This is a genomic window from Pseudomonas sp. S30, from assembly GCF_016518545.1.
Taxonomy (GTDB): domain Bacteria; phylum Pseudomonadota; class Gammaproteobacteria; order Pseudomonadales; family Pseudomonadaceae; genus Aquipseudomonas.
In genome coordinates, this window is the sequence record NZ_JACVTO010000001.1 from 81,372 (window position 1) to 97,780 (window position 16,409).

General features: G+C 64.8%; 16 protein-coding genes. 6 read left to right on the forward strand and 10 right to left on the reverse strand.

The window, feature by feature from the left end; all coding sequences use genetic code 11:
- Nucleotides 1–29: 29 nt before the first annotated feature.
- Genes IAE34_RS00340 through IAE34_RS00350 form a run of 3 tightly spaced genes read right to left on the reverse strand, consistent with a single transcriptional unit; the run spans nt 30 to nt 3,262 of the window.
- On the reverse strand, nt 30–1,565 hold the full coding sequence (locus IAE34_RS00340) for a DHA2 family efflux MFS transporter permease subunit (RefSeq protein WP_200136872.1): 1,536 nt from the start codon (nt 1,563–1,565) through the stop codon (nt 30–32).
- On the reverse strand, nt 1,562–2,758 hold the full coding sequence (locus tag IAE34_RS00345) for an HlyD family secretion protein (RefSeq protein ID WP_200136873.1): 1,197 nt from the start codon (nt 2,756–2,758) through the stop codon (nt 1,562–1,564). The genes IAE34_RS00340 and IAE34_RS00345 overlap by 4 nt, the downstream gene beginning before the upstream one ends.
- A gap of 15 nt (nt 2,759–2,773) precedes the next feature.
- Complete coding sequence (locus tag IAE34_RS00350; protein WP_200136874.1) at nt 2,774–3,262, reverse strand: MarR family winged helix-turn-helix transcriptional regulator; 489 nt, start codon at nt 3,260–3,262, stop codon at nt 2,774–2,776.
- A 225-nt stretch (nt 3,263–3,487) separates the two neighbouring features.
- Here IAE34_RS00350 and IAE34_RS00355 point away from each other — a divergent pair, with 225 nt between their 5' ends.
- Entirely contained in the window at nt 3,488–4,486 is a 999-nt protein-coding gene (locus IAE34_RS00355) for a FecR family protein (RefSeq protein ID WP_200136875.1), read from the forward strand.
- A 97-nt stretch (nt 4,487–4,583) separates the two neighbouring features.
- Nucleotides 4,584–5,639, forward strand: a complete 1,056-nt coding sequence (locus IAE34_RS00360) for a YncE family protein (RefSeq protein ID WP_200136876.1) — start codon at nt 4,584–4,586, stop codon at nt 5,637–5,639.
- Between the two features lies 1 nt (nt 5,640).
- Here IAE34_RS00360 and IAE34_RS00365 read toward each other — a convergent pair whose 3' ends face one another.
- From IAE34_RS00365 to IAE34_RS00380, 4 genes are all read right to left on the reverse strand, one after another.
- Nucleotides 5,641–6,810 carry a GGDEF domain-containing protein gene (locus IAE34_RS00365; RefSeq protein WP_200136877.1) on the reverse strand — a complete coding sequence of 390 codons (1,170 nt, stop codon included), beginning with the start codon at nt 6,808–6,810 and terminating at the stop codon, nt 5,641–5,643.
- A gap of 116 nt (nt 6,811–6,926) precedes the next feature.
- Nucleotides 6,927–9,179 (reverse strand): catalase/peroxidase HPI, encoded by a 2,253-nt coding sequence (gene katG, locus IAE34_RS00370; protein ID WP_200136878.1) that lies wholly within the window; start codon nt 9,177–9,179, stop codon nt 6,927–6,929.
- Nucleotides 9,180–9,397: 218 nt separating this feature from the next.
- Complete coding sequence (locus tag IAE34_RS00375) at nt 9,398–10,273, reverse strand: DMT family transporter (protein WP_200136879.1); 876 nt, start codon at nt 10,271–10,273, stop codon at nt 9,398–9,400.
- Between the two features lie 214 nt (nt 10,274–10,487).
- Entirely contained in the window at nt 10,488–10,700 is a 213-nt protein-coding gene (locus IAE34_RS00380; RefSeq protein WP_200136880.1) for a PLD nuclease N-terminal domain-containing protein, read from the reverse strand.
- A 168-nt stretch (nt 10,701–10,868) separates the two neighbouring features.
- Here IAE34_RS00380 and IAE34_RS00385 point away from each other — a divergent pair, with 168 nt between their 5' ends.
- On the forward strand, nt 10,869–11,876 hold the full coding sequence (locus tag IAE34_RS00385; RefSeq protein WP_200136881.1) for a GlxA family transcriptional regulator: 1,008 nt from the start codon (nt 10,869–10,871) through the stop codon (nt 11,874–11,876).
- A gap of 89 nt (nt 11,877–11,965) precedes the next feature.
- The gene (locus IAE34_RS00390) at nt 11,966–12,214 is read left to right on the forward strand and encodes a CsbD family protein (protein WP_200136882.1); all 249 of its coding nucleotides are present in this window, start codon (nt 11,966–11,968) and stop codon (nt 12,212–12,214) included.
- A gap of 78 nt (nt 12,215–12,292) precedes the next feature.
- On the opposite strand, the gene IAE34_RS00395 is transcribed toward IAE34_RS00390, so the two are convergent.
- Together IAE34_RS00395 and IAE34_RS00400 are read right to left on the reverse strand one after the other, a co-directional pair.
- Nucleotides 12,293–12,964, reverse strand: coding sequence for a TetR/AcrR family transcriptional regulator (locus tag IAE34_RS00395; protein WP_200136883.1), 672 nt, complete (start codon nt 12,962–12,964; stop codon nt 12,293–12,295).
- A 110-nt stretch (nt 12,965–13,074) separates the two neighbouring features.
- Nucleotides 13,075–13,956 (reverse strand): LysR family transcriptional regulator, encoded by an 882-nt coding sequence (locus IAE34_RS00400; protein ID WP_200136884.1) that lies wholly within the window; start codon nt 13,954–13,956, stop codon nt 13,075–13,077.
- A 132-nt stretch (nt 13,957–14,088) separates the two neighbouring features.
- Between IAE34_RS00400 and argC the strand changes: the two genes are divergently transcribed.
- Both argC and IAE34_RS00410 read left to right on the forward strand, forming a co-directional pair.
- A complete protein-coding gene (gene argC, locus IAE34_RS00405; RefSeq protein WP_200136885.1) occupies nt 14,089–15,024 on the forward strand; it encodes an N-acetyl-gamma-glutamyl-phosphate reductase in 936 nt (311 codons plus the stop codon).
- A gap of 78 nt (nt 15,025–15,102) precedes the next feature.
- Entirely contained in the window at nt 15,103–15,789 is a 687-nt protein-coding gene (locus tag IAE34_RS00410) for a GNAT family N-acetyltransferase (protein ID WP_200136886.1), read from the forward strand.
- Nucleotides 15,790–15,802: 13 nt separating this feature from the next.
- On the opposite strand, the gene IAE34_RS00415 is transcribed toward IAE34_RS00410, so the two are convergent.
- Nucleotides 15,803–16,384 (reverse strand): flavin reductase family protein, encoded by a 582-nt coding sequence (locus tag IAE34_RS00415; protein ID WP_200136887.1) that lies wholly within the window; start codon nt 16,382–16,384, stop codon nt 15,803–15,805.
- Between the last annotated feature and the right edge of the window lie 25 nt (nt 16,385–16,409).

Sequence of the window (16,409 nt, forward strand, 5' to 3'; positions counted from 1 at the left end):
GCATCGACACGCTGAGCCCGGGCAGTATGTCAGTGCCCCGCCGACGCAGGTCCCGCCTTCGCAGTGAAGGGGGGACGCGCGAACCACACCAGCAGAATCAGGCCGGCGAACACCCAGGTCAGCAGGGTGAAGTAATCCACCGTCGACATCATGTAGGCCTGGCTGTTGAGAATCTGCTCGAGCTGGGCGTAGCTCTGCGGGCTGGCCCCGCCGAGTTGATCGAGCGTGTGCCGGGTCGCCGGATCGAACTGGCTGATGTGCTCGCTCAGATAAGCGTGGTGCTGATCGGCACGACGAATCCATATCCAGGTGGTCAGCGACGCGGCGAAACTGCCACCCAAGGTACGCAGGAAGGTGGCCAGGCCCGAGCCGTCGGCGATCTGCTGGGGTGGCAAGTCCGACAGCAGTATGCTCAAGGTCGGCATGAAGAACAGCGCCACCCCGATGCCCATGAACAACTGCACCAGGGCGATATGCAGGAAGTCGACCTCGCTGGTGAAGCCGGCGCGCATGTAGCAGCTCGCGCCGATCGCCAGGAACGCCAGACCCGCCAGCAGTCGCAGGTCGAAGCGATGGGCGTACTTGCCGACGAAGGGCGACATGATCACCGGCAGCAGGCCGATTGGCGCGACGGCGAGCCCGGCCCAGGTCGCGGTGTAGCCCATCTGCGTCTGCAGCCATTGAGGCAGGATCAGGTTGATGCCGAAGAACCCTGAATAACCGCCCACCAGCACCAGGGTGCCGATGCGGAAATTGCGGTGCACGAACAGCCGCAGATTGACCACCGGATGCCGATCGGTCAGTTCCCAGATCACGAACACGGCCAGGAACACGGCGGCGATCAGGGTGCCGGTGATGATGAACGAGGACTCGAACCAGTCCAGGTCGTTGCCCTTGTCCAGCACCACTTGCAAGGCGCCGACGCCAACGATGAGGGTCAGCAGGCCAATGTAGTCCATGGGCTGGCGACTGGTGGTCACCGGCCGCTCGCGCATCTGCTGACGCACCACCGCCGCGGCGAACAGACCTATGGGCACGTTGATGAAGAAGATCCACGGCCAGCTGTAGCTGTCGGTGATCCAACCGCCGAGGATGGGGCCGGCGATCGGTGCCACCACCGTGACCATGGCCAGCAACGCCAGGGCCATGCCGCGCTTGGCTGGCGGATAGACAGCGATCAGCAGGGTCTGGGTCATGGGATACAGAGGACCAGCGACCACCCCCTGGAGCACACGAAAGCCCACCAATTCAGGCATCGACTGGGCGATCCCGCAGAGAAACGAGGCCAGCACGAACAACAGCGTCGCCCAGATGAACAGCTTGACCTCACCAAAGCGTCGGCTCAGCCAACCCGTCAACGGCAAGGCGATCGCGTTGCTCACCGCGAACGAGGTGATGACCCACGTGCCCTGCTCGTAGCTCACCCCCAGGTTGCCGGAAATGGTCGGCAGCGCCACGTTGGCGATGGTGGTGTCCAGCACCTGCATGAAGGTCGCCAGCGACAGCCCGATGGTGGTCAGCAGCAGGCTGGGCGGAGTGAACTGGGCGGAGCCGCCGTTGCTCATTGTTGCGCCGTCTTGCCGCTGGCGGCGCTGTTGTCATGGATGAGCTTGGCGATCAGGCGATCGGCCTCGGATGACTGCCGATCGTACACCTGGGTCGCATAGCTGGCCTGCTGCGGTGGTTGCTGGGCCAGCATCGCACCGCTCTGGTCGTGCAGGTCCACCTCGACCACCGTCGACAGGCCGATCCGCAGCGGGTGCTGGCGCAACTGATCAGGGTCCAGATGCACGCGCACGGGCACCCGCTGGACGATCTTGATCCAGTTGCCGGTGGCGTTCTGCGCCGGCAGCAGCGCGAACGCACTGCCTGTGCCCGCGCCGAGGCTGTCGATGTGGCCACGATAGGTCACGTCGCTGCCATAGAGGTCGGAGGTGATCTCCACCGGCTGCCCGATACGCATGTCACGCAGCTGGGTTTCCTTGAAGTTGGCGTCGATCCACACCTGGTCCAGGGGAATCACGGCCATGGTCGCCGTGCCAGGCTGCAGGCGCTGGCCCAGCTGCACGGTGCGCTTGGCCACGTAGCCTGTGACCGGTGCCACCAGCGTGGTGCGGGCATTGTCCAGATAGGCCTGGCGCAGGTCGGCGGCGGCGGCCAGCACATCAGGATGCGAGGCGACCACGGTGTCATCGACCAGTGCGGTACTGGTGTTCAATTGCTGACGGGCACTGTCCAGGGCACTTTGCGCGGAAGCCAGGTCATCACGCGAATGCGACAACTCTTCGGCGGCAATGGCGCCGCTGTCGGCCAGAACCTTGCGACGGTCATAGTTCTCGCGGGCCTTCTTTAGCTCGGCCTGGCGCGCGGACAGTTGCGCCTTGAGCGCATCGACGTTGCTGTACAGGCCGCGAACCTGGCGTACGGTCCGTGCCAGCTTGGCCTGACTGGCCTGTAGCGCCACCTCGCTGTCGCTCGGATCGAAGCGCAGGAGCACTTGCCCGGCCTGTACCAGATCACCGTCATCGGCACCGATGCTGGTGACCGTGCCGGTGATCAGGGGCGTGATCTCCACCACATTGCCGTTGACGTAGGCGTCGTCGGTGCTTTCATGCCAGCGCCCGACCAGGGTGTACCAGGCCCAGGCGGCAACACCCGCCAGGACCAGCACCAGCAGCAGGCCCAGCAGCCAGGTCTTGCGCTTGCGATTGGCGCCCGGCGCTTCGGCGCTGGCGGGTGCATCCGGGGAAGTAGCCATGACGTTACCTTCGAATCAAGTCGGATCAGGAGTGCGATCGCCGAAGCGGGCGATCGTCATTGGGTCGCCGGCGGCCAGGAGCACCTTCGCCAGCAGGGTTTCCAGCGTGCTCAGCTCGTCCGGCGCAAGGCTGCCGACCAGTTCGTTCAACGCCATGGCGCCGATTTCCGGGAGGCGATCAGCCAGGCGCTGACCGTCCACGGTCAAGGCTAGGCGGATCTGACGCCGATCCTGCGGGCAGCGGGTGCGAAGCAGCAGGCCCTTGTGCACCAGCCGGTCGAGCATGCGAGTCATCGAGCCGCTGTCCAGACCCAGACAGCGGCACAGTTCGGCGGGCGTATCGACGCGATACTGAGTCATGATGATCAACACCTTGAACTGCGCCGCCGTCACGCCGTCGGCTTCCAGATGCCAGTCCAGGATGCGGTCCTTCAGCAAGGCCGCACGCCCCAGCAGCATGCCGATCGAGCAAGTGGCGAAGGTCTCGGGGGTGAAGTGGGCCATCGATGCGTCTCGCAATAATGTTAGAAAATATTACTGCCTAGGCAGTAGATGTCAAAGCCTTTATTAGGCTGCTACCTAAATCATTGTTCATCTGCGCTGTCGGGCATGTTCGAGGCCTCACTGCGCCTGAACCGCTCAAAAATCTCGCAACTGATAGGGATTCACCGTTATCTCGGTTCTCGCCATCTGCAGCTGAAGGTAGAATGCGCAAAACCCGGAGACCCAATGAACCAGGACCGACCCACCGCTGCCGATGACGATGCCATTACCGATGCTGCGGCGCATTGGTGCATGCGCCTGCACGCCGAGGACTGCTCGGAGGCGGAACGCGAGGCGTTCGCTCGCTGGCTGGCCATGGACGCGCGGCATGCCGAGGAGTACCAGGCGGTTCTTGAGATCTGGCAGACCGCCGACCTGCTGCCACGCATGGCCCCTGCCCGCGCACGCCCTGCCCGTCCCACTGCACCGCGCAACTGGCGGCCGCTGGCCTCGGCGGCAGTGATCGCACTGCTGGCGCTGCCGGCGATTGCGTGGATTGGCTGGGAGCAGGGCTTGCTACCCAATCGCTACCAGCACTTCGACAGTGCCGGGCAGGTGCGCACCGTGCAGTTGGCCGATGGCAGCCAGGTCGAGCTCAACCTGAACAGCGAGCTGCGCTACTTTAATTTCAAGCACCATCGACAGGTCGACCTGATCAAGGGCGAGGCCTTCTTCGAAGTCACCCATGACAGTACGCACCCGTTCATCGTCCACGCAGGCCGTGGCCAGATCCGCGTTACGGGCACCCAGTTCAACGTGTGGAAATACCAGGACCAGGTCAAGGTGACCCTGGTCGAAGGCTCTGTGCTGGTTTCCAGCCACGGCGACGAGGGCGGCTATCATCTGGGGCCCGGCATGCAGGCCAGCTACCGTACCGGTGACTTCGAGCCGCAACTGGCGCAAAGCGACGATTACGCCAACAGCCTCGCCTGGCGCAGCGGGCGCATGGTGCTGGACAACCTCAGCCTGTCCCAGGCGCTGCCGATGATCAACCGCTACCTGGAAAAGCCGCTGATGCTCGCCGACAACGCCGTGGGCGGCATCCATATCAGCGGTATCTACGACACGCGCGACGTTCGCCAGCTGGTCGATAACCTGCCCAAGGTTCTGCCGGTCTACCTGACCCGCAGCAACGACGGCAGTACCGTCCTCAACCGCATCCTGCCCTCTTCGCAGAAGCGCTGAGCGCAGGTCGCTGCAGCGTTTGCGGGCGAACTCCAAAGTGGATGCGCAGGTCACAGATTGGGCGTGAACATGGAACTCATCCCTGAAGGAGACGGACATGCCCAACCTATTCGCCCCCCTACCCTCTGCCATTCGCCGCGTCGTGCTGACCAGCGCCCTGCTCGCCTGCAGTGCGCTGGTGCACGCCGATGACGTGCTGCTGGTGGGTAACAAGGCCGACGCCAGTGTTTCGGCGCTGGATACTGGCACTGGCAAGGAAATGGCTTACCTCAAGGTCGGCAACGGCCCCCACGAGGTAGTCGTTTCGGGTAACAACCTGCTGGCGGTGGTCGGCAACTACGGCACTCAAGGCACGGCCAACAACACCTTGAGCGTGATCGATTGGCCAACCCGCAGCGTCGTACGCACCATCGACCTGGGCAAGGATTCGCGCCCCCACGGTATCCGCTTCCTGCCCGACAGCCAGCGGGTAGTGGTCACCACCGAAGACAGTCAGAGCCTGCTGGTGGTGGACCTGGTCCAGGGCACCGTCACCGATCGCATCGCGGTCGGCGGTGGCAAGCCGCACATGGTCGCGGTCGCGCCCGGCGCGGAGCGCGCCTACGTCACCCACGTCGACGGTGGCCTGTTGTCGGTGGTGGACCTGTTGCACAAGAAGAAACTCTATGACATTCCCACCGGCAATGGCAGCGAAGGTGTTGCCGTGACGCCCGATGGCAAGCAGGTCTGGGTGAGCAACCGCGAAGCCAATGAAGTGGTGATCGTCGACCCGCAGCGCAGGGAGGTCACCGACCGACTGCGTACAGGGGTGTTCCCGATCCGCGTGGCGATGACGCCAGATGGCAAGTATGCTCTGGTGACCTGCGCCAAATCCGCCGAACTGGCCGTGTTCGACGTGGTGGCGAAGAAGGAGATCAAGCGCATCGGCCTGGCCCGCGAAGGTGTGGAGTACCGCCGCACGCAACTGGGCGAGGAAGCCTTGCCCATTGGCGCGGTGGTGTCCCCTGATGGTCAGCGCGTCTATGTGGCGATCAGCGGAGGCGACGAAATCGCGGTGATCGACACCGCCAACTGGACTGAAAAGACGCGCTGGAAGGCCCGCGCCGAGCCCGATGCACTGGCGATCGTGGTGCAACCCAAGCAGTCCGAGTGATTCACGTGCCGGGTATCCAGGCGCAGGTCGCATCGACCACCCTCAGGCTGTCGCGCCCGCCGCGCTTGCTCTGGTAGAGCGCGGCGTCGCCCAGTTCGATCAGCGCGCCAATGCTCGCGGGCGGCTGGTCGAACAGGTGCGCGCCAATGCTCAGGGTGACCGCCGCCGGCGTTGTGAAGGCCTGTTGCGCAATGCGTGCAAATCGCTCGCGTACCTGCGCAGCCAGCACCTCCACTTCCTCGCGCCGTGCGTTGCCCAACAGCACGATGAATTCGTCACCTCCAAGTCGCGCCGCCAGTGCCTGGGATGGCAACAATGCCTGAAGGGTCTCGCTCAGGGCCACCAGCAGCCGATCCCCGGCAATGTGACCATACAGGTCGTTGACCAACTTGAAATGATCGATGTCGATCAGCAAGGCCGCGCCCGGGCGGGCTGGGTCGACGTTGCGCAACAGCACCGGCCCACGGATCTCCAGCGCGCGGCGGTTGAACAGCGCCGTCAGCGGATCGCGCGCAGCCAGCACGGCGATGCGCTCCTCGCGCCGGTAGCGCTCCGTGCCGGTCATCGACAAGGCGATGAGCATGATCGCCATGGCGCCCTCGATGAGGGAAATCTGAATGATCGCGCCGCGAAAGGCCGCCAGGTCGACCAAGGCACCAGGCAGCACCACGGTCAAGGCCTTGGCCACGTAGAACAGCCCGTGCAGCAGCAGCACGTAGCGCAGTTGCACCGCCCCCACGCTGAGCGAGACGCCGTGCGGGCGCAGCAGAAGGCTCGCGCGCAGTGACACCAGCGCCACCAGCAGCGACTGCACCCCCATCATGGTCTTCGACCACGAAGGGCCGTCGGGCAATGCCAGCATGGCGCCCCACAGCAGCGCGATCAGCCACCAGTACGAAGACAAGCGAACTTCGGTAAAGCGCGCCACCCCGAGCAGAAAACAGCAATGCGCGAGGATCAGCAGGCCGTTGGCGAACCAGATGCCGATCACCAGCAACCCGTTGATGCGCAGCAGTGCAAGTACGCAGCCCACCATGATGATGGCGAAACCGGCGCTCCAGTACAGCAGGGAAGGCTCGCGGACACTGCGCCACTCGATGGCCAGGTACAAGGCTGCCGCAGCAGCGAGGGCGACACTGAGTGCCAGCAGGGTGGGTGGATCGAGCGTCATGGACCAGCATGCCTGTGATGGGAATCAAACGCGGCGATTGTAAGCGCTTACGTCGCGATTGCAGAGTGCCATCTCATCGGAATGCCGTGGCCCTGGACGGGCCACGGACACGGCGCTCACTTCAGATCGAAACGGTCAAGCTCCATCACTTTCACCCAGGCAGCGACGAAGTCCTTGACGAACTTGGCGTTGCTGTCGCTGGCGCCGTACACCTCGCTCAAGGCGCGCAACTGGGCGTGGGAACCGAACACCAGGTCAACCCGGGTGGCGGTCCATTTCAACTGCCCCGTCTGGCGGTCACGACCCTCGAAGACATGGTTGTCACCGGACACCGGTTTCCATTGCGTGCTCATGTCCAGCAGGTGCCGGAAAAAGTCGTTGCTCAGTGCGCCGGGTTTGTCGGTGAACACCCCGTGCAAACTGCCGCCATGATTGGCCCCCAGTACCCGCAGCCCACCCACAAGCACCGTCAGCTCGGGCGCGGTAAGTGTCAGCAACTGTGCCTTGTCCAGCAGCAGACGCTCGGCCTTGACGCTGTAGCGGGCCTTGCTGAAGTTGCGCAGGCCGTCGGCCAGGGGCTCGAGCACGGCGAAGGACTCCACGTCGGTCTGCGCCTGGGTAGCGTCGGTCCGACCAGGATGGAAGGGCACATTGACAGGTTGCCCGCCGTCCCTGGCCGCTTTCTCGACCGCAGCCGAGCCCGCCAGTACGATCAGATCCGCCAGGGAGATCCGTTTGCCGGTCGCATTGAAGTCGGCCTGAATCTGCTCCAGGACCTTGAGCACCTTGTCCAACTGCTCAGGCTGGTTGGCCGCCCAGGAGCGCTGAGGCGCCAGGCGCAGCCGCGCACCATTGGCACCGCCGCGCTTGTCCGAACCGCGGAAGGTCGAGGCGCTCGCCCAGGCCGTGGCCACCAGTTCGGCCACGCTCAGGCTGGAGGCCAGCACCTTGGCCTTGAGCTCGGCGATGTCCTGCTCGTTGACCAGAGGATGGTCGACGGCGGGGATCGGATCCTGCCAGATCAGCTCCTCCTGTGGATTCTCTGGACCCAGATAGCGGGCCAGCGGTCCCATGTCGCGGTGGATCAACTTGTACCAGGCGCGGGCGAAGGCATCGGCCAGTTGCTCCGGGTTGTCCTTGAAGCGCCTGGCAATGGGCGCGTAGAGCGGATCGAAGCGCAATGCCAGGTCGGAGGTCAGCATCATCGGCGCATGACGTCTGGACGGATCGTGGGCATCCGGCACGGTGTTGGCACCCTTGCCATCCTTGGGGCGCCACTGGTGCGCTCCGGCGGGGCTCTTGGTCAGTTCCCACTCGAAGTCGAACAGGTTGTTCAGGTACTCGTTGCTCCAGCGAGTCGGCGTCGATGTCCAGGTCACCTCCAGGCCGCTGGTGATGGTGTCGGCGCCCTTGCCGCTGCCGAAGGCGTTGGCCCAACCCAGACCCTGCTGTTCCAGGCCGGCGGCTTCGGGCTCGGCACCGACGTTGTCTGCAGGACCGGCGCCATGGGTCTTGCCGAAGGCATGGCCGCCGGCGATGAGGGCCACGGTTTCTTCATCGTTCATGGCCATGCGGCCGAAGGTTTCGCGGATATCCCTGCCCGAAGCGACGGGGTCGGGATGCCCCTCAGGCCCCTCGGGGTTCACGTAGATCAGGCCCATCTGCACGGCCGCCAGGGGATTTTCCAGCTCGCGCGTGCCCGCGTCGGTGCGGCTCTGCTCTTCACCATGCTTGGCAGGCTCGGCCACCAGGTCGCCCTGGCCTGGCGCCTGGGCCTTGCCATAGCGGGTATCACCCCCCAGCCAGACCTTTTCCGAACCCCAGTACACGTCTTCGTCCGGCTCCCAGACATCGGCACGCCCGCCGGAGAACCCGAAGGTCTTGAAACCCATCGACTCGAGCGCGACGTTGCCTGTCAGCACGATGAGGTCGGCCCAGGAGATGCTGCGGCCATACTTCTGCTTGATCGGCCAGAGCAGCCGGCGCGCCTTGTCCAGGCTGACGTTGTCCGGCCAGCTGTTGAGCGGGGCGAACCGTTGTTGCCCGGACCCTGCGCCGCCGCGACCGTCGGCGATACGGTAGGTGCCGGCGCTGTGCCAGGCCATGCGCACGAACAATGGCCCATAATGGCCGAAGTCCGCGGGCCACCACTCTTGGGAATCGGTCATCAAAGCGATCAGGTCCCGCTTGAGCGCCTGGAAATCCAGCTGTTTGAAGGCCTGTGCGTAGTCGAAATCCGCCTCCATCGGGTCGGACTGACTGCCGTGCTGATGCAGCACCCTCAGGTTCAATTGCTCGGGCCACCAGTCACGGTTGCTGGTGCCCTCACCGGCGGTATGGTGGAACGGGCATTTCGATTCGTTGGACATGTGCGATTACCTTGCAGGTTCGGTTATCCGGATTTGCCGGTCTGTGCCGGGTGATCTGCGGGCCGAGCACGCGGCTCGTTCCGTTCGCTCATCAGGGTGACGATTGGGTCCAAGGCGCCCGAGGCGCAGAAGGCAGGACCAGGGGAAAGCCTAGCCCAGACTGCGCGCAGGTCTAATAGAGCGAGTGATCGAAGGCGATAGACTGCGTCTTTGAGCGGCTAGCGGCGGCGCTGCATCCAGGCTGCACCCAATCCGCTCAGGCAGATGATGGCGATGCCGGCCACGCTGATGGCGTCCGGCACCTGGCCGAACACCAGCAGCCCCAGCAGCCCGGCGAACACGATCTGGCAGTAGCTGAAGGGTGCCAGCAAGGCGGGTGCGGCGTGGCGAAAGGCCTTGGTCAGCAGCAGATGCGCGGTCATGCCGCAGCCGCCCAGCGCCAGCATCAGCACCAGGTGCGAAGGCTGTGGCGTCTGCCAGAAGAACGGCACCAGGGCACTCATGATCAGGGTGTTGCACAGGCCCGCATAGAAGTTACTGGTGGTGGGGCTGTCGTGAGCGGCCAGAATCCGTGTCAGCAGTTGATAGAAACAGAACCCCAGGGCCGAGCCGAAGGGGAACAGGATCGCCGGGCTGAACATCGCACCGCCCGGATGGACCACCACCAGCACCCCCATGAAGCCCATCACCACCGCCACCCACTGCCCGACCGTGACCCGCTCCTTGAGCAGCGGCACGGACAGCGCGGTGACCAGTACAGGGGCCAGGAAGTTGACCGAGGTGGCTTCTGCCAACGGCAGGTACTGCAGGCCTGCCGTGAACAGCAGGCTGGTGCTGAGCAGGCTCAGCGCACGCAGGGTCTGCAATACGGGCCGACGCGTGCGCAGCACGCGCAGGCCGGCCTGTGGCAGAAAGATGCCTGCCATCAGCACGGTGTGCACCACGTACCGTGCCCATACCACCATCACCACTGGATAGAGCCCACCGAGGTACTTCGACAAGCCGTCATGACTGGCGAACAGAAACGTGGCCGCCACCACGAGGGCGATCCCGTGCAGCGGGTGATTGACGCCGGATAACGGAGTGCTGGACATTCGGGACTCGCGGCGCCAATGACAGGGCTAGTGTAGAAGAGATGCGGTAGGACGGGGAATGGATATGAGGGTCGAGACGAGCAGTTTCTTGCGCAAAATAGCGCTTCGGTACTGGTGAGTTCCAGGCTCCGCGTGATGCTGCAATAGTCAAGCCTGGGCGCGATTCGCGCGAGGCGGGCGAACACCCGCCTCGCCCGCCGCTTCGTGTGAGGAGTTATTTTTCCTCGAGCACCGCTTTGCCCTTCACTGCGCGAGGACCTCGCCAGGCCCAGATCGGCAAGCCGGGAATAGGCGCCCAGACCACGAACACGACCCACAGCATCTTGCGCTCGGCGCGCCGGTCGCTGCCGATGATGTGCCAGATCGCCCAGATCTGCAGGAGGATCACCACCACCGCGACGACGATCCAGATCGTTCCGATTTCCATGAGCGCTCTCCTGTGTGATTGTACTGTATTGGTTCGCGCCAAACGGCAAGGGTTCATTCCGATGCACGCCCGATTCGGCGGCCAGACACTGCTGCAGATGCAGGATGATTGTCTTTCCCGAGCCCGGGTAGCACACTCGCTGCGCCCTCGATGGAAACGGAGTCCGCTGTGCCCACGCCTCGCCAGTTCAGCAAGAAGACCAGCACCAGCAACATGCTCAGGCTCAAGTCTGGCAACAGCGACGAGCAGGCGCCCTATCGCGTGGGTTTCGTGCTACTCGAGCACTTCTCGATGGCCAGCTTCACCGTAGCCATGGATGTCCTGGTCACCGCCAATCTGTTGCGTGGCGACAGCTTCCGGTTCATTCCGCTGTCTCTGGACGGTGACCGGATACTCAGCGACCTGGGCCTGGAGCTGATCGCCAGCGAGCTCGAACCTCAGGCAGTGAAGGCACTTGACTTGCTGGTGATCTGCGGCGGCCTGCGCACCCTGCTCAAGTACCCCGAGCTCGACCGCCTGATCGGCGAATGCTGCGCTCAGGGCATGGCGCTGGGCGGCCTGTGGAACGGCGCATGGTTTCTCGGCCGCGCAGGCGTGCTGGGCGACTACGGTTGCAGTATTCACCCCGAGCAACGCGCCAGCCTGGCCGAGCGCAGTCCGCAGACGCGCATCACCCCCGCCAGCTTCACCCTGGACCGTGACCGGCTCACTGCCGCCAGCCCCAATGGCGCCATGGAACTCATGCTCGGGCTGGTGCGACGGCTCTACGGCGATGCCCTGGCCGAAGGCGTCGAGGAAATCCTGTCGTTCTCCGGCGCCCGCTACCGCCAGGTCGGTCCAGGCGCCAAGAAATCCATGAGCCTGCAATTGCGGACCATCGTCGAGCTGATGGAAAACAACCTGGAGGAAACCCTGAGCCTCGATCAGCTGGCCGTCTACAGCGGCCGCTCGCGGCGTCAGATAGACCGCTTGTTCCAGGCCCAGCTCGGCACCTCGCCACGGCGCTACTACATGGAACTGCGCATCACCAAGAGCCGGCGCCTGCTGCAATATTCCGATCTGTCCGTGATGGACGTGGCGGTGGCCTGTGGTTTCGTCTCGGTTTCGCACTTCAGCAAGTGCTACGCCGCTTATTTCGGCTACCCGCCTTCTCGCGAGCAGCGCCTGGGCGAGTGAGCCTGCACGCGCGCGGAACTAATGCGCGGATGAGGCTCCCTAATTTGTGACCCATCATCCATGGCCACTCACAGGAAGGATTGACCTCTATGAAGCGTGAACAGATCGAAGGCGTCGCAGACAAGGTGATCGGCAAGGCGCAGAGCGCCGCTGGCGAATTTCTCGAAGATCCGGAACTGGCCGCTGAAGGCGATGCGCGCCAGACCGCCGGCCAGCTGACCAAGAGCTATGGCGACGCGGTGGAGAATGTCTCCCAGTTCGTCAAGCAAAAGCCGTTGACCGCACTGGCGGTCGGTGCCGCCATTGTCCTGGTAGCCAACCGTCTGCTGCGACGTTGATACCAGCGACGGTCACGGGGCCGCCTCGGCGGCCCTTTGGCCGAGCGCCCTGCAACTCAGCTACGCCCGGTAGCGCCCTCATTCCGCGCGAATGTAGCCTAGGACGGCGTCGCCGATCATCTGCTTGTGCCGGCCCTTGATGGATTCGTCGGCCAGATCGATCTTGAAGATATCGCCGAAGGTATGCCGGTTCGACACCCGGTAGAAGCAGAACGAACTCATCAGCATGTGCAGGTCGATGACTTCGATGCCGGCGCGAAACACCCCCTCCTCCACACCCCGCTGAAGCACACGCCCAAGCGACTGCAGCACCAGGCTGCTCATCTCGCCGATGACCGGCGCCTGCTTGACGAACTCGCCATAGTGGATGTTTTCGGTGCAGACGATGCGCACGAACTCGACATTGCCGTCGTGGTGGTCGAAGGTGAACTCCACCAGTCGACGGATGGCCTGCTCGGCGCCGAGGGATTCGAGGTCCAGGCTGTGCTCGGTCTTGCGGATATCTCCGTACAGCTTGATCAGGCACTCCAGGTACAACTGCTCCTTGCTGCCGAAGTAGTAGTAGATCATGCGCTTGGACGTGGCCGTACGCTCGGCGATGGCATCGACCCGTGCACCGGCCAGGCCCTGCTCGACGAACTCGTGGATGGCCGCCTGGAGAATGTCCTCGCGGGTTTTTTCCGGATTGTTCTTGCGCGCCTTGCGCACACCGGCAGCAGGCGGGACGGGGCTGACTTGCGGTTCGTTCATTACCGACTCACAGGCTTTCTAATTGGAGTGGTCGAGGATTATCCGTGACCTGGTCGGCACAGGGAAGCACGTACTGCCCAGGGCTCGGCCACCCCGCAGCTGCACCACCTTCACTGACGAAGATGCTCGAGCGCCGCCAGAACATGAGCGGTGGCACGCTCCTGATCGTGCTCCCGCACAGCGATGCCCAGTGCTCGCCACAGCCCGGGCCGCAAAGGCCGGCACAGGATACGCCGGTCCAGCTCGGCGGCCCCGGCCTCCTGGGGCAGCAAGGTCGCGCCGTAGCCGGCGGCCACCAGGCTCTTGATCGCGTCGTTGTAGTTCAGCTCGATGCGCGCCTGCGGATAGCGACCCGCCGCGGCGAACCATTCGCCGGTCACGCGCGACAACTGAGTACTGCCGTCATTGAGGATCAAGGCCCGCGCCGCCAGCCATGCCGGCGTCACCCGTGCCGGCGGCTGCCAGTCCGCCGGTACGTAGGCCAGGATCGGGTCACGCCGCCACGGCAACAGCTTCACGCCTTTGACCGCCGACTGGGGCAAGGCCACCAGGCCGATGTCCAGGCTGCCGTCGCGCAGCCGCGCCAGAGACGCCTGGGAAGTCAGTACCTGCACCTGCACATCGATGCCCGGATGGTCACGGCGCAGCGCGGCCAGGGCGCTGGGCAGCAGGTGCGCCAGCGCTCCGGTGGAGGCGCCCAGGCGCACGTGTCCGGTCAAACCGGCGACCTGGCGACGAACATCCTCCAGCGCCTGGTCGGCATCGGCCAGCAAGCGGCGAGCACGCGCGAGCAGGGTCTGACCCACCGCGGTGGGCCGCACCTGGCCTCGGGCACGGGTCAGCAGCGCTGCGCCGACACGTGTTTCCAGTTCGGCGACGTGCAGGCTGATGGTCGGCGGCGCGAGGTTGAGCTGGCGAGCGGCCTGGGCGAACGAGCCCAGGTCGACGATCACCACCAGGGTACGCAGGCGGTCGAGGCTGATCTCGCGCAAAGCGTGGCTCCACTGCAAAGACGATATGACGTTCAGAGAATCTGAACCTTTGCCTCACGATATTCAAATTTTATTTTTTCCGCACATCCGCGAGGATGGTCACCTGCCCTCATTCATGACGGAATCCCCACCATGCACCAGCCCTTGATCTTCATCGACGGCGACCAAGGCACGACGGGCCTGCAGATTCACGCCCGCCTGCACGGTCGCAGCGACCTGCGCCTGTTGACGCTGCCCGACTCCGAGCGCAAGGATCAACGCCGCCGTGCCGAGGCCATCAACAGCGCCGACATCGCCCTGCTGTGCCTGCCCGACGCCGCCGCACGCGAGGTCGTCGCGACGATCGACAACCCGCGGGTGCGGGTGATCGATGCCAGCTCTGCCCATCGCACCGCCCCGGGCTGGGTCTACGGACTGGCAGAGCTGAACGCCGATCAGTCCGCGCGCATCGCGGGCGCCACGCGTGTCAGCAACCCTGGCTGCTACCCGACCGGCGCCATCACTCTGCTCAGACCGTTGGTGGACGCCGGACTGCTACCCGCTGACTATCCACTGGCCATCAATGCCATCTCCGGCTACTCGGGCGGTGGCCGCCCGGCCGTGGAGCGCCACGAGCGAGCCGGGCAACAGCGCGGCCCGGCCTTGCAACTATACGGCCTGGAACTGACCCACAAGCATGTGCCGGAAATCCAGGCCCATGCCGGCCTGGGCACGCGGCCCCTGTTCCTGCCGGGCTATGGCGACTATCGTCAGGGCATCGTGCTCAGCATCGCCTTGCATCTGCGCCTGCTGCCGCCCGGAACCACCGCCGAGCACCTGCAGGCGTGCCTTGAGCAACGCTACCAAAGCGCACGCCATGTTCAGCTGATGCCGCTGCACCAGCAGGGTGCGGCCGCCGCCCTGGATCCACAGGCCCTCAACGATACCGATGACCTGCGCCTGGCGCTGTTCGCCAACCCCGAGCACGGCCAGGTGCTGTTGACCGCAGTGTTCGACAATCTGGGCAAGGGCGCTTCGGGCGCGGCGGTGCAGAACCTCGACCTGATGCTCGCCGCCCTGCGCCACTGAGGCGGGCCGACAAAACCGGTTAGACTGTGCACCCCGCCCCCGCCACGGGGTGTCTCAATCAGCCGGAGACCGTACCTGATGTTCATCCTCAGTCGCCTGACCGGCGTGCCGCCCGAATCGTTCCAGAACCAGATCCGCCAACTGGTGATCGAGCAGGTCGGCGAACTGAGCAGCGTCGCCATCGCCGCCGACAATCCGCTGTATCCGCTGTACCAGTACGCGCTTGGCCTCGAGGTGCACCAGTACCTGCAAGCGCTCGACGGCACGCGCGGCCTGGCCGTCGAACTGATCCTGGCGCTGGAGGCCGACGCCCCCGATCGCCTGCTCGGCTTCGCCCTGGCCCTGCCGGCGCAGGACGACGCCCGAGCCTGCGCGCTGGCGTTTCTCGTGGTCTCGCCCCGCCATCGCCGCCAGGGTATCGCTCGTGCACTGCTGGCAGACCTGGGCGGACGTTACGACTGCATCGAACTCGCCGCCTTCGCCCACGCCGTCCCCTGGTTCGAGGCCATGGGGCTGCAGGCAGTAGGCGTACGCGACGCGCAGGTGTTGATGAGCAGCAGCGGCGTTGCCAGCGGTGCGTTGATCGGTCGCCTGGATACGGCGCCGATCTACCAGACGCTGGAAGTCCGGCAGATCCACGCCTACCTGCTCAAGCAGCACGGCGAAGCGGCGATGATCCAGGCCGAGCGCCAGCGCGACCAGAGGCTCGATGCCCTGGAACTGCAAGCGCAGGCCTGCGTGACGCAGCGCCGCCAGGTGCACTGAGCCGCGGCCGGGCTCACGCGTCGACCGGTACCACCACGGCCTCGCCGATGGCGTAGAAATGCCCGCCCGCCACGTAGTGCAGGCTGCGCAACGACTCCGGCGCTCGCTCGTACTGCCAGTGGCCGTCGCTGAAGACACGGTCGTCCGCCCAGGCCTCCACCACTTCGGCGATGAACAGGTCATAGGCCTGTTGGTTGTGCGGCTCTGCGATCACCCGGCACATCAGCCAGGCCGCGCAACCCTGCACCAGCGGCGGTGCGTAGGCATCGACACGCTCGATCACCACACCGCTCGAGGCCAGCTTGTCCGGTTCGCTGCCCAGGCTACGGGTGCCAAGGCGATGAACCAGCTGAGCCTGGGCAGCGGTCGGCACCTGAATGGCCAACCAACCGCTGGCCTCGACCAGCCCTCGGGTGAAGGTGCTCTTGTCCAGCACCACGGTCAGCTTGGGCGGATCGAAATCCAGGGCGCAAGCCCAGGCTGCAGCCATGACGTCATCGACCCCTTCATGGCCGGCGGATACCAGCACCGTGGGCCCATGATTGAGCAGCCGGTAGGCTTTTTTCAGGTCCACGCGCTGGAAATGAGCGTTCATCGAAAGTCCTCGCAAATGCGGCAGG